Genomic DNA, 11777 nt, shown 5'->3' on the forward strand with positions numbered 1-11777 from the left:
TTAAGAGCTTAGATGATGGCTGGTTGCGCAAGCGGCGGAATCGACTCGGAACGCACCGGGTAGACCTCCGTCTGCCGGTCAGCGAAGAAGCATTCTAAGGTACGGCCCACCGTGCGGAAAGCCAGCTCAGACCAAGGGATGTCGGCTTCATCGAACAGCATGACTTCCAGGCTCTCGGGGCCGGCGGAAAAATCCAGGTCCACCAGTTCGGCGCGGAAGAACACATGCACCTGGCTAATGTGCGGCACGTCGATCAGCGTATAGATGCTCAGGTTGCGCACCCGGGCGCAGGCTTCTTCGGCGGTCTCGCGCACGGCGGCCTGCTCGATGGTCTCGCCGTTTTCCATGAAGCCGGCGGGCAGGGTCCAGTAACCGAGTCGCGGCTCGATGGCGCGGCGGCACAGCAACACCTTCGAGCCCCAGGTCGCCACGCAGCCGGCGACGATATTGGGGTTCTGATAGTGAATGGTCTGACAGCTGTCACAGACAAATCGCAGACGCGAATCGCCTTCGGGAATGCGCTGGGTGACCGGGTTACCGCACTGACTGCAAAATTTCATGCTTGGGTTCCTGGAGACTGCGCCTATCTTGGCGTGCGGCGGTATCAGTCGGCAAGTTGTCGTTTCGCGACATGGGTCGGATATGGGGTTGGGCGGTCGTTAGGTTTGGTGCATGATGCAAGGTAGCCAACAGATCGAGAAGACTCATGCTGGACGAGCTATTGCACCGGGTTAGCAACCACACGCCACGCACCCTTGAAACCGACAAGCGTTTCCCCGAGGCTGCAGTTTTGGTGCCGATCACTCGCAGTGATGAACCGGAACTGGTTCTGACCTTGCGCGCCAGCGGGCTCTCGACCCATGGCGGCGAAGTCGCTTTCCCCGGCGGACGACGCGATCCCGAAGACCCTGACCTGATTTTCACCGCCCTGCGCGAAGCCGAAGAAGAAATCGGCCTGCCGCCGGGTCTGGTGGAAGTGATCGGCCCGCTGAGTCCGCTGATCTCGCTTCACGGCATCAAGGTCACGCCTTATGTCGGCGTCATTCCCGATTACGTCGAATACCTGGCCAACGATGCGGAAATCGCGGCGGTGTTCAGCGTGCCCCTGGAGTTTTTTCGCGAGGACCCGCGAGAACATACCCACCGCATTGATTACCAGGGCCGCAGTTGGTACGTGCCGAGCTACCGTTATGGCGAGTACAAGATCTGGGGTTTGACGGCGATCATGATCGTCGAACTGATCAACCTGCTGTACGACGCCGACATCAGCCTGCACCGCCCCCCGAAAAGCTTTATCAATACCTGAATCCGAACCCGCGGCTGCCTGAGCCTTGAGGACAACAAGATGAAATATCGCCTGGGCGATGCCCGCGTCGAAACCCATCCGCAGAGCTGGGTCGCCCCCAACGCCGTGCTGGTGGGCAAGGTCAAACTGGAAGAGGGCGCCAACGTCTGGTTCAACGCCGTGCTGCGCGGCGACAACGAACTGATCCTGATCGGCAAGAACAGCAACGTCCAGGACGGCACCGTGATGCACACCGACATGGGCTACCCGCTGACCATCGGCACTGGCGTGACCATCGGCCACAACGCCATGCTCCACGGCTGCACCGTGGGCGACTACAGCCTGATCGGCATCAACGCGGTGATCCTCAACGGCGCCAAGATCGGCAAGAACTGCATCATCGGCGCCAATTCGCTGATCGGTGAAAACAAGGAGATTCCCGACGGTTCATTGGTCATGGGCTCGCCGGGCAAGGTCGTGCGCGAGCTCACCGAGCCACAGAAAAAGATGCTCGAAGCCAGCGCCGCTCACTATGTGCACAACTCGCAGCGCTATGCCCGCGACCTGGCCGAGCAAGAAGAATGAACACCCCCGAACGACCGGTGCTATCGCCCTGCGTAAATATCTGCGCGCTGGATGACGACGACATCTGCACCGGGTGCCAGCGCACGGTGGAAGAGATTACCCGTTGGAGCCGGATGGACAACGAAGAGCGGCGCAGGGTGTTGGGGTTGTGTCATGAGCGGGCGAAGTCCAGTGGATTGATCTGGATGTTGCCGTCCAAATCCAATAATTGAGGTGCTGCCTTCGCGAGCAAGCCCGCTCCCACATAGGGTCGCGTCCGCCAAGACAACTCGGTCTACTGTGGGAGCGGGCTTGCTCGCGAAGAGGCCATTACCTTCACCGCCTCTCTTGGCCCACTTCACTTGTCTGAAGTACCCTGTGCGCCAAACTGACAGGTATTCCCAAGCCCCCATGCTCTTCCTGATTTCGTACATCAGCAGCGTCGTGCTGATCAACTACGCCTTTTCCACCGCCCCGCACCTGGACATCATCTGGTCGGCCTGGGGTGGCTTGGTATTCGTGCTGCGGGACATGGTGCAAACCCGCTACGGCCATGGCGCCATCGCGGCGATGCTGGCGGCGCTGGTGCTGTCCTACGTCACCTCCGATCCGTCCATCGCCCTGGCCAGCGCCACGGCGTTCGCGGTGTCCGAGTGCATCGACTGGCTGGTGTTCAGCATCACCAAGCGTCCGTTACACGATCGCCTGTGGATAAGTTCGGCCCTGAGCATTCCCCTCGATACCTTCATCTTCTTCGGCATGATCGACGCCTTTACCCCGGCCGTGATCCTCACCGCCATGGGCTCGAAGTTCGCTGGCGTGACGGTTGTCTGGCTGATCATGGCCTGGCGCCTGCGCAAACAGGCCGTCGCCGGCTGAAGCCAAACCCCGCAGTTCATGTAAAATGCCGCGCTTTCTCCCCATGGGAAGCGCGCCCGGCGCCGCGACCCTCGATGATCCGCTTCTTTGAGGACCTTCAGATGACCCGTATCGGAACTCCATTGTCGCCCACCGCGACCCGCGTATTGCTGTGTGGCTGTGGCGAGTTGGGCAAGGAAGTGGTGATCGAGCTGCAACGCCTGGGCGTTGAAGTGATCGCCGTCGATCGCTACGCCAACGCGCCGGCCATGCAAGTCGCGCATCGCAGCCATGTAATCAACATGCTCGACGGCGCCGCCCTGCGTGCGGTGATCGAAGCCGAGAAACCGCACTTCATCGTGCCGGAAATCGAAGCCATCGCCACCGCGACCCTGGTGGAACTGGAAGCCGAAGGCTTCACCGTGATCCCGACCGCCCGCGCCACGCAACTGACCATGAACCGCGAAGGCATCCGTCGCCTGGCCGCCGAAGAGCTGGACCTGCCGACCTCGCCGTACCACTTCGCCGACACCTTCGAGGACTACAGCAAAGCCGTTGAAGACCTGGGCTTCCCGTGCGTCGTTAAACCGGTGATGAGTTCCTCGGGCAAAGGCCAGAGCCTGCTGCGCAGCACCGCAGACGTCAAAACCGCCTGGGATTACGCCCAGGAAGGCGGGCGCGCCGGTAAAGGTCGGGTGATCGTCGAAGGCTTTATCGATTTCGACTACGAAATCACCCTGCTGACCGTGCGCCACATTGGCGGCACCACGTTCTGCGCGCCGGTCGGTCACCGCCAGGAGAAGGGCGACTACCAGGAATCCTGGCAGCCGCAAGCCATGAGCCCGATTGCCCTGGCTGAATCCGAGCGCGTCGCCAAAGCGGTGACCGAAGCCTTGGGTGGTCGGGGTCTGTTTGGTGTCGAGTTGTTCATCAAAGGTGATCAAGTGTGGTTCAGCGAAGTCTCGCCCCGCCCACATGACACCGGCCTGGTGACCCTGATTTCCCAAGACCTGTCGCAATTCGCGCTGCACGCCCGGGCGATCCTGGGCCTGCCGATTCCGTTGATCCGTCAGTTCGGTCCATCGGCGTCGGCGGTGATCCTGGTAGAAGGGCAGTCGACCCAGACCGCTTTCGCCAACCTGGGCGCGGCGTTGAGCGAGCCGGATACTGCATTGCGTTTGTTCGGCAAGCCTGAAGTCAACGGCCAGCGCCGGATGGGCGTGGCGTTGGCGCGGGATGAGTCGATTGAAGCGGCGCGTGCGAAAGCGACCCGCGCTTCTCAGGCGGTTGTTGTAGAGCTGTAACCGAGGCGCGCCCTTCGCGAGCAAGCCCGCTCCCACATTGGATCTGTGTTCACGCGCGATCAGTGTAGGAGCGAGGCTTGCCCGCGAAGCTTTTTCTGTCAAACCACCCGATTCAAATCGTTATGCCGCGTCTCTTTCAGGCACAGCACCGCGATCAAACTCAGCACCGCCGCCCCCGACACATACCCCCCGACATAACTCAAACCGCCCATCGCCACCAGTTTCTGCGCGAAGAACGGTGCCGCGGAGGCCCCGACGATGCCGCCCAGGTTGTAGGCCGCCGACGCCCCGGTGTACCGCACGTGGGTCGGAAACAGCTCCGGCAGCAATGCGCCCATCGGTGCAAATGTCACGCCCATCAGAAACAGCTCAATGCACAGGAACAGCGCCACGCCCCAGGTCGTGCCGTGGGTCAGCAGCGGTTCCATCAAGAACCCGGACAAGATCGCCAGCACGCCACCGATGATCAGCACCGGTTTGCGTCCGTAACGGTCGCTGGCCCAGGCCGACAACGGCGTGGCGGCGGCCATGAACAGCACGGCGAAACACAGCAGGGCGAGGAAGGTTTCCCGGGTGTAGCCGAGGGTGGAAACCCCGTAGCTCAGGGAAAATACGGTCGAGATGTAGAACAGCGCGTAGCACACCACCATCGACCCGGCCCCCAGCAACATCGGCGCCCAGTACTGGCTGAACAGCTCGACCAGCGGAATTTTCACCCGCTCCTGGCGCGCCATGGCATTGGCGAACACCGGGGTTTCGTGGAGTTTAAGGCGCACGTAGAGGCCGACCATCACCAACACCGCGCTCAACAGGAACGGAATGCGCCAGCCCCACGAGCGGAACTGCGCGTCATCCAGGGTCATGGCCAGGGTCAGGAACAGACCGTTGGCGGCCAGGAAGCCAATCGAAGGGCCGAGTTGCGGGAACATGCCGAACCAGGCGCGTTTGCCCTTCGGCGCATTCTCCGTCGCCAGCAACGCCGCGCCACCCCATTCACCGCCCAACCCCAGTCCTTGGCCGAAACGCAGCACGCACAGCAGGATCGGCGCCCAGGCCCCGATGCTGTCGTAACCCGGCAACACGCCGATCAACGTGGTGCACACGCCCATCAGCAGCAGCGAGGCGACCAACGTCGATTTACGCCCGATACGATCGCCGAAGTGGCCGAACAGTGCCGATCCCAGCGGCCGCGCCAGGAAAGCGATGCCGAAGGTGAGAAACGCCGAGAGCATCTGTGCCGTGCCCGACGTCTGCGGGAAAAATACCGGCCCGATCACCAGCGCCGCGGCGGTGGCATAGACGTAGAAATCGTAAAACTCGATGGCGGTGCCGATGAAACTCGCGGTGGCCACTCGCGTGGCGGAATTCGTTGGCTGGGCAGGCGTGGTGTCGCTCAAAGCGGTGCTGGTGGTCATGCGGTGATCCCTGACAGTCATGCTCCAGTGGAGCGAATTATTATGGTCGAACACCCAGGGATGTGGGTTTGCAGCAGCGTGCGGGTAGCACTGGGGTAGGGCGGCGCTTGGGTAAGCGGCTCGATTATAGGAAGGCGGCTAACGATTCAACAAGGGGCTTGAGGCTGGCGAGGTTTTTTGTGGCGAGGTGAAATCCATGTGGGAGCGGGCTTGCTCGCGAAGGCCGACTCTCAGTCAATATCTCTGCCGAATATGAATTCGCCTTCGCGAGCAAGCCCGCTCCCACAGGTTTTGTGCGTGTCAGATTTTGGAGAGCGCCGGAACCGAACTGGTATGCCAGACCATCACCCGCGTCACGCGGTTGTCCTCGGTCTCCAGAATTTCCAGCCGATAGCGCCCGATCTTCAGGCAAACCGCGCTCTCCGGAATGGTTTCCAGCGCTTCGGTCACCAGGCCGTTAAGGGTTTTCGGGCCATCGCTGGGCAGGTGCCAGCCCAGGCTCTTGTTCAGGTCGCGAATCGATGCCGCACCATCGATCACCAATCGGCCGTCGGCCTGGGGGTGGATGTGCGGGTTGTCCAGGCTGTGCTCGCTTTCGAATTCGCCGACGATTTCTTCGAGGATGTCTTCCAGGGTGACGATGCCGAGCACTTCGCCGTACTCGTCCACCACCATGCCCAGGCGCCGTTGTTGCTTGTGGAAATTGAGCAGTTGCAACTGCAGCGGGGTGCTTTCCGGCACGAAGTAGGGTTCGTGGCACGCCGTCATCAAGGCTTCTACGGTCAGGCTGGCATCCGCCAGCAGATGACGGATCTGCCGGGTGTTGAGCACTGCTTCGACCTGGTTGATGTCGCTGTGGAACACCGGCAGGCGCGTGCGTCGGTTGTCGCGCAGTTGTTCGATGATCTCGCCGAGGGAATCGTCGAGGTTGATGCCGTCGACGTCACTGCGTGGCACCAGGATGTCGTTGACCGTGATGTTATCCAACGCATGGATACCCGACAGGGCATGCGGGCGGACAGGCGCGTGGTCGTGTTCGTCGTGGCGATCGGTTGGGGCTTCGTCTTCGCTCTTTTGCACCACTTTGACCTTGCGCGCGAACGGGCGCATCAGCAATTGGCTGAAACCGTTGAGCAGCCACGCAGCGGGGTAGATGATTTTCAGTGGAGCGCCGAGCAGGGTATTGCCCAGGCTCAGGATGGCATCCGGATAGCGCACGGCGAGGGTGCGCGGCAGGTAGTCGGCGAACACCAGCAAGATGATGCCGGCGCCGATGCAAGCAGCCCATGGCCCGTTTTCCGCCCAGGTGAAAATCGCCAGCAAGGTGCTGATGACCATGACCAGGGCACGGCACAGGGTGTTGCAGAGGATCAGGCTGTTGAGCGGGAAGCTCAGCTTCGCCACCGGCTTGTCGCTTGAGCGCGAGGCGGTGCGTTGGGCCAGCAAATGCTGTTGTGCGACTTCGATGGCGGTAAACAGCCCCGACCACAAAATCAGCAGGGCGATCACTGCGAGCATCGGCCCTATGGGCAAGTCGTCCATTATTGCCGCCCGTCAGATGTGCAGAATGTATTCACGAACCAGCTTGCTGCCAAAATAGGCCAGCATCAGCAGGCAGAAACCGGCAAGGGTCCAGCGGATCGCCTTGTGTCCGCGCCAGCCGAGGCGGTTACGGCCCCACAGCAACACGCTGAACACGATCCAGGCCAGGCAGGCCAGCAGGGTTTTATGCACCAGATGCTGGGCAAACAGGTTCTCGACGAACAGCCAGCCGGAAATCAGCGACAGCGACAGCAGGGTCCAACCGGCCCACAGGAAACCGAACAACAGGCTTTCCATGGTTTGCAGCGGCGGGAAGTTCTTGATCAGCCCGGAGGGGTGCTTGTGCTTGAGCTGATGATCCTGCACCAGCAGCAGCAAGGCCTGGAACACCGCGATGGTGAACATGCCGTAGGCCAGGATCGACAAGAGAATGTGGGCGAGAATGCCCGGTTCTTCGTCGATGATCTGCACGGTGCCGGCGGGAGCGAACTGCGCCAGCAGCACCGTTGCCAGCCCCAGCGGGAACAGCAGGATCAGCAGGTTCTCCACCGGAATCCGGTAACAGGCGAGCAGGGTCAGGGCGATGACCGCTGCGGCGATCAGGCTGGCGGCGCTGAAGAAGTCCAGGCCCAGACCGATCGGCGTCAGCAGATGGGTGAACAGGCTGGCGCTGTGAGCCAGCACGGCCAGCACGCCGAGCGTGACCAGCAGGCGTTTGTTCGCCTTGGTGCCGTTGGCCAGGCGAGTGCCCTGATAGATAGTCGCAGCGGCATATAAGCAGGCGGCGGCGAGGGTGGTAAGCAAACTGGGTGACAAGGGGAGCATAAATCCTGTTAGGCAAGCCCGAAAGGCGCTGAGTTTGGCATAGAACCCACGCGACACGAAAGACCATCCAATCTGACAGCGAGGTGGGCGCCAGACGCAGTCTTCGCTATAATCCGCGACCTGCCCACGCCGCAGGCTCGCCGAGCACATGTTTATTCCGGTCTGGGCCGCCATTATCCCGGTCTACACAGGGCCTGAAAGGATCGCGCAATGTTTGAAAACTTAACCGACCGTCTCTCGCAGACGCTGCGCCATGTCACCGGCAAGGCCAAGCTGACCGAAGACAATATCAAAGACACCCTGCGCGAAGTGCGCATGGCGTTGCTCGAAGCCGACGTCGCCCTGCCGGTGGTCAAGGACTTCGTCAATTCGGTCAAGGAACGCGCCGTCGGCACCGAGGTGTCGCGCAGCCTGACGCCGGGCCAGGCCTTCGTGAAGATCGTCCAGGCCGAACTCGAAAGCCTGATGGGCGCGGCCAACGAAGACTTGAACCTGAGTGCCGTTCCGCCCGCCGTCGTGCTGATGGCCGGTTTGCAGGGCGCGGGTAAAACCACCACCGCCGGCAAACTTGCGCGCTTCCTTAAAGAGCGCAAGAAGAAGACGGTCATGGTCGTGTCCGCGGACGTTTACCGTCCGGCGGCGATCAAGCAGCTGGAAATGCTCGCCGGTGAAGTGGGCGTTACCTTCTTCCCGTCCGACCTGAGCCAGAAGCCGGTCGAGATCGCGCAAGCGGCTATTAAAGAAGCAAAACTGAAATTCATCGACGTGGTGATCGTCGATACCGCCGGTCGCCTGCACATCGACGAAGAGATGATGGGCGAGATCAAGGCGTTGCACGCCGCGATCAACCCGGTCGAAACCCTGTTCGTGGTCGACGCCATGACCGGCCAGGACGCCGCCAACACGGCCAAGGCCTTCGGTGATGCACTGCCGCTGACCGGTGTGATCCTGACAAAAGTCGACGGCGACGCCCGTGGCGGTGCGGCCCTGTCGGTGCGCGCCATCACCGGCAAGCCGATCAAGTTCATCGGTATGGGCGAGAAGAGCGAAGCGCTCGAACCGTTCCACCCCGAGCGTATCGCGTCGCGCATCCTCGGCATGGGCGACGTGCTCAGCCTGATCGAACAGGCCGAAGCGACCCTCGACAAGGACAAGGCCGACAAACTGGCCAAGAAGCTGAAAAAGGGTAAGGGCTTCGACCTCGAAGACTTCCGCGATCAGTTGCAACAGATGAAGAACATGGGCGGCCTCGGCGGCCTCATGGACAAACTGCCGAACATCGGCGGCGTGAACCTGGCGCAAATGGGCAATGCCCAGGGCGCGGCAGAGAAGCAATTCAAGCAGATGGAAGCCATCATCAATTCCATGACCCCGGCCGAGCGTCGTGACCCTGAGCTGATCAGCGGTTCGCGCAAACGCCGGATCGCCATGGGTTCCGGCACCCAGGTGCAGGACATCGGTCGCTTGATCAAGCAGCACAAGCAGATGCAGAAGATGATGAAGAAATTCTCCGCAAAAGGCGGAATGGCCAAAATGATGCGCGGCATGGGCGGTATGTTGCCCGGCGGCGGCATGCCCAAGATGTAAAGATTCCGCGCCGGCAGTCATGTCGGCGCAGACCCGCAGCAATGCGGGAACTCCAGCAAACCCGCACTTGGCGGGAGCTGACTGGCCGTTTTCAACGACGGCTCTATAGCAAATCTTGATGGCGACCGGAAGGCCGCCGGAAAAAGACATTTGCAAAAGTCCGGATATTCCTTAGAATATGCGGCCTTTCGGGCACCTATGCCCGCTGTGCCTTTAGATTTGCAGCACCGACTACAGGAACGATGTTCACATGCTAACAATCCGTCTTGCCCTTGGCGGCTCCAAAAAGCGCCCGTTTTACCACTTGACCGTAACCGACAGCCGCAACCCGCGCGACGGTTCGCACAAGGAACAGGTTGGTTTCTTCAACCCTGTTGCTCGTGGTCAAGAAGTTCGTCTGTCCGTGAACCAAGAGCGCGTAGCCTACTGGCTGAGCGTTGGTGCACAACCTTCTGAGCGTGTTGCTCAGTTGTTGAAGGACGCTGCTAAGGCTGCGGCCTGAGCAATATGAACGCGACGCCTGCTGTTGCTGATGATTTGATCGTTATCGGCAAAATTTATTCTGTTCATGGCGTTCGCGGCGAAGTGAAGGTGTATTCCTTTACTGATCCAACAGAAAACCTGTTGCAATACAAAACCTGGACGCTCAAGCGCGAAGGCAGCGTAAAGCAGGTTGAGCTGGTCAGCGGACGCGGGAACGACAAGTTCCTGGTCGCGAAGCTCAAGGGTCTCGATGATCGTGAAGAAGCGCGTCTTCTGGCCGGTTATGAGATCTGCGTGCCACGCAACCTGTTCCCTGAACTGACCGACGGCGAATACTACTGGTATCAGCTGGAAGGTCTGAAGGTCATTGACCAACTCGGGCAATTGCTCGGGAAGATCGATCATCTTCTGGAAACCGGCGCCAATGATGTAATGGTGGTCAAGCCTTGCGCTGGCAGCCTGGACGATCGCGAACGCCTGTTGCCCTATACGGAGCAATGCGTGCTGGCCGTCGACCTTGCCGCAGGCGAGATGAAGGTGGAATGGGATGCGGACTTCTAAGCGTGGCTAACTTGCGCGTAGAAGTGATCAGTTTGTTTCCCGAGATGTTCTCCGCCATCAGCGAGTACGGCATCACCAGTCGTGCGGTGAAACAGGGGCTGTTGCAGCTCACCTGTTGGAATCCGCGAGACTACACGACGGATCGACATCACACTGTGGACGATCGCCCATTTGGCGGTGGCCCGGGCATGGTGATGAAGATCAAGCCCCTGGAAGATGCTCTGGTTCAGGCCAAGGCAGCAGCCGGGGAGGCGGCGAAGGTTATTTACCTGTCCCCCCAAGGCCGTCAACTGACTCAGTCGGCGGTACGCGAGTTGGCGAATCTGGATGCATTGATCCTGATTGCCGGCCGCTATGAAGGCATTGACGAGCGTTTTATTGAAGCTCATGTCGATGAAGAGTGGTCGATTGGCGACTATGTACTGTCTGGCGGCGAGCTGCCGGCGATGGTCCTGATCGATGCGGTTACACGACTGCTGCCTGGAGCTTTAGGGCATGCGGACTCCGCCGAGGAAGATTCCTTTACGGATGGTTTGCTGGATTGCCCGCATTACACCCGACCGGAGGTGTATGCGGATCAGCGTGTTCCCGACGTGTTGCTAAGTGGCAATCACGCGCATATCCGGCGTTGGCGTTTACAGCAGTCCCTTGGTAGGACCTTTGAACGACGCGCCGATCTTCTGGAAAGCCGCTCGCTTTCTGGAGAAGAGAAGAAGCTGCTCGAGGAATACATCCGCGAGCGGGACGATAGTTAACAACGTATCGATGGTAAATCCGACGATTTACCTTAGGAGCACAGCATGACTAACAAAATCATTCTTGCACTCGAAGCAGAGCAGATGACCAAAGAGATCCCTACCTTTGCCCCGGGCGACACTATTGTCGTTCAGGTGAAAGTGAAGGAAGGCGACCGTTCGCGTCTGCAAGCGTTCGAAGGTGTTGTTATCGCCAAGCGTAACCGCGGCGTAAACAGTGCATTCACCGTTCGCAAAATCTCCAACGGTGTTGGCGTAGAGCGTACTTTCCAGACCTACAGCCCGCAAATCGACAGCATGGCCGTTAAACGTCGCGGTGACGTACGTAAAGCCAAGCTGTACTACCTGCGTGACCTGTCCGGTAAAGCAGCTCGCATCAAGGAAAAACTGGCTTAAGTCCAGCTTCCGATGCAAAAAAAAGCAGCCTGCGGGCTGCTTTTTTGTTGCCTGCGATTTATTGGTTGTGCCGGGTATGCGTGCCGGGATCGGGACCGCGTCGCGGCATTCGCGGGCAAGCCTCGCTCCTACAGATCGAAGAGCGAATCGGTCCTGTAGGAGCGAGGCTTGCCCGCGAACCGATCTACCCGTCACCGCAATT

At 60.2% G+C, this 11777-nt stretch carries 14 protein-coding genes; 10 read left to right on the forward strand and 4 right to left on the reverse strand.

Annotation, left to right across the window (positions count from 1 at the left end; genetic code table 11):
• Positions 1 to 8: 8 nt before the first annotated feature.
• Positions 9 to 560 carry an NUDIX hydrolase gene (locus tag BK665_RS11635; RefSeq protein ID WP_123405580.1) on the reverse strand — a complete coding sequence of 184 codons (552 nt, stop codon included), beginning with the start codon at positions 558 to 560 and terminating at the stop codon, positions 9 to 11.
• Positions 561 to 706: 146 nt separating this feature from the next.
• On the opposite strand from BK665_RS11635, the gene BK665_RS11640 reads away from it, so the two are divergent.
• From BK665_RS11640 to purT, 5 genes are all read left to right on the forward strand, one after another.
• Positions 707 to 1306, forward strand: coding sequence for a CoA pyrophosphatase (locus BK665_RS11640; protein ID WP_123405582.1), 600 nt, complete (start codon positions 707 to 709; stop codon positions 1304 to 1306).
• A 39-nt stretch (positions 1307 to 1345) separates the two neighbouring features.
• Positions 1346 to 1870: a gamma carbonic anhydrase family protein gene (locus BK665_RS11645; RefSeq protein ID WP_123405584.1), complete on the forward strand. Its 525-nt coding sequence runs from the start codon at positions 1346 to 1348 to the stop codon at positions 1868 to 1870.
• Complete coding sequence (locus BK665_RS11650) at positions 1867 to 2082, forward strand: DUF1289 domain-containing protein (protein ID WP_123405586.1); 216 nt, start codon at positions 1867 to 1869, stop codon at positions 2080 to 2082. The genes BK665_RS11645 and BK665_RS11650 overlap by 4 nt, the downstream gene beginning before the upstream one ends.
• 178 nt (positions 2083 to 2260) lie before the next feature.
• Positions 2261 to 2728, forward strand: a complete 468-nt coding sequence (locus tag BK665_RS11655; RefSeq protein ID WP_123405588.1) for a 7-cyano-7-deazaguanine/7-aminomethyl-7-deazaguanine transporter — start codon at positions 2261 to 2263, stop codon at positions 2726 to 2728.
• Between the two features lie 101 nt (positions 2729 to 2829).
• Positions 2830 to 4011, forward strand: coding sequence for a formate-dependent phosphoribosylglycinamide formyltransferase (gene purT, locus BK665_RS11660; RefSeq protein ID WP_123405590.1), 1182 nt, complete (start codon positions 2830 to 2832; stop codon positions 4009 to 4011).
• A gap of 98 nt (positions 4012 to 4109) precedes the next feature.
• On the opposite strand, the gene BK665_RS11665 is transcribed toward purT, so the two are convergent.
• From BK665_RS11665 to BK665_RS11680, 3 genes are all read right to left on the reverse strand, one after another.
• Entirely contained in the window at positions 4110 to 5426 is a 1317-nt protein-coding gene (locus tag BK665_RS11665) for an MFS transporter (protein ID WP_123405592.1), read from the reverse strand.
• A gap of 300 nt (positions 5427 to 5726) precedes the next feature.
• On the reverse strand, positions 5727 to 6968 hold the full coding sequence (locus BK665_RS11675; protein ID WP_123405596.1) for an HlyC/CorC family transporter: 1242 nt from the start codon (positions 6966 to 6968) through the stop codon (positions 5727 to 5729).
• A gap of 12 nt (positions 6969 to 6980) precedes the next feature.
• Positions 6981 to 7793: a cytochrome C assembly family protein gene (locus BK665_RS11680; RefSeq protein WP_123405598.1), complete on the reverse strand. Its 813-nt coding sequence runs from the start codon at positions 7791 to 7793 to the stop codon at positions 6981 to 6983.
• A gap of 210 nt (positions 7794 to 8003) precedes the next feature.
• Between BK665_RS11680 and ffh the strand changes: the two genes are divergently transcribed.
• The 5 genes from ffh to rplS all read left to right on the forward strand — a co-directional run bounded on the left by ffh (position 8004) and on the right by rplS (position 11575).
• Positions 8004 to 9380, forward strand: a complete 1377-nt coding sequence (gene ffh / locus BK665_RS11685; protein ID WP_054054731.1) for a signal recognition particle protein — start codon at positions 8004 to 8006, stop codon at positions 9378 to 9380.
• A gap of 250 nt (positions 9381 to 9630) precedes the next feature.
• A complete protein-coding gene (gene rpsP / locus BK665_RS11690) occupies positions 9631 to 9882 on the forward strand; it encodes a 30S ribosomal protein S16 (protein WP_007944872.1) in 252 nt (83 codons plus the stop codon).
• Positions 9883 to 9887: 5 nt separating this feature from the next.
• Positions 9888 to 10424, forward strand: coding sequence for a ribosome maturation factor RimM (gene rimM, locus BK665_RS11695; protein WP_010565276.1), 537 nt, complete (start codon positions 9888 to 9890; stop codon positions 10422 to 10424).
• On the forward strand, positions 10406 to 11179 hold the full coding sequence (gene trmD, locus BK665_RS11700) for a tRNA (guanosine(37)-N1)-methyltransferase TrmD (RefSeq protein WP_154503229.1): 774 nt from the start codon (positions 10406 to 10408) through the stop codon (positions 11177 to 11179). Before rimM ends, trmD begins: the two co-directional genes overlap by 19 nt.
• A 45-nt stretch (positions 11180 to 11224) precedes the next feature.
• Positions 11225 to 11575, forward strand: a complete 351-nt coding sequence (gene rplS, locus BK665_RS11705) for a 50S ribosomal protein L19 (protein WP_003175895.1) — start codon at positions 11225 to 11227, stop codon at positions 11573 to 11575.
• Positions 11576 to 11777 lie beyond the last annotated feature (202 nt).

It is taken from the genome of Pseudomonas frederiksbergensis (assembly GCF_003732665.1).
Lineage (GTDB): Bacteria > Pseudomonadota > Gammaproteobacteria > Pseudomonadales > Pseudomonadaceae > Aquipseudomonas > Aquipseudomonas frederiksbergensis_G.

Coding starts and splice junctions, on each gene's coding strand:
- BK665_RS11635 (WP_123405580.1), bottom strand. CDS start 560: ATGAAATTTTGCAGTCAGTGCGGTAACCCGGTCACCCAGCGCATTCCC.
- BK665_RS11640 (WP_123405582.1), top strand. CDS start 707: ATGCTGGACGAGCTATTGCACCGGGTTAGCAACCACACGCCACGCACC.
- BK665_RS11645 (WP_123405584.1), top strand. CDS start 1,346: ATGAAATATCGCCTGGGCGATGCCCGCGTCGAAACCCATCCGCAGAGC.
- BK665_RS11650 (WP_123405586.1), top strand. CDS start 1,867: ATGAACACCCCCGAACGACCGGTGCTATCGCCCTGCGTAAATATCTGC.
- BK665_RS11655 (WP_123405588.1), top strand. CDS start 2,261: ATGCTCTTCCTGATTTCGTACATCAGCAGCGTCGTGCTGATCAACTAC.
- purT (WP_123405590.1), top strand. CDS start 2,830: ATGACCCGTATCGGAACTCCATTGTCGCCCACCGCGACCCGCGTATTG.
- BK665_RS11665 (WP_123405592.1), bottom strand. CDS start 5,426: ATGACCACCAGCACCGCTTTGAGCGACACCACGCCTGCCCAGCCAACG.
- BK665_RS11675 (WP_123405596.1), bottom strand. CDS start 6,968: ATGGACGACTTGCCCATAGGGCCGATGCTCGCAGTGATCGCCCTGCTG.
- BK665_RS11680 (WP_123405598.1), bottom strand. CDS start 7,793: ATGCTCCCCTTGTCACCCAGTTTGCTTACCACCCTCGCCGCCGCCTGC.
- ffh (WP_054054731.1), top strand. CDS start 8,004: ATGTTTGAAAACTTAACCGACCGTCTCTCGCAGACGCTGCGCCATGTC.
- rpsP (WP_007944872.1), top strand. CDS start 9,631: ATGCTAACAATCCGTCTTGCCCTTGGCGGCTCCAAAAAGCGCCCGTTT.
- rimM (WP_010565276.1), top strand. CDS start 9,888: ATGAACGCGACGCCTGCTGTTGCTGATGATTTGATCGTTATCGGCAAA.
- trmD (WP_154503229.1), top strand. CDS start 10,406: ATGGGATGCGGACTTCTAAGCGTGGCTAACTTGCGCGTAGAAGTGATC.
- rplS (WP_003175895.1), top strand. CDS start 11,225: ATGACTAACAAAATCATTCTTGCACTCGAAGCAGAGCAGATGACCAAA.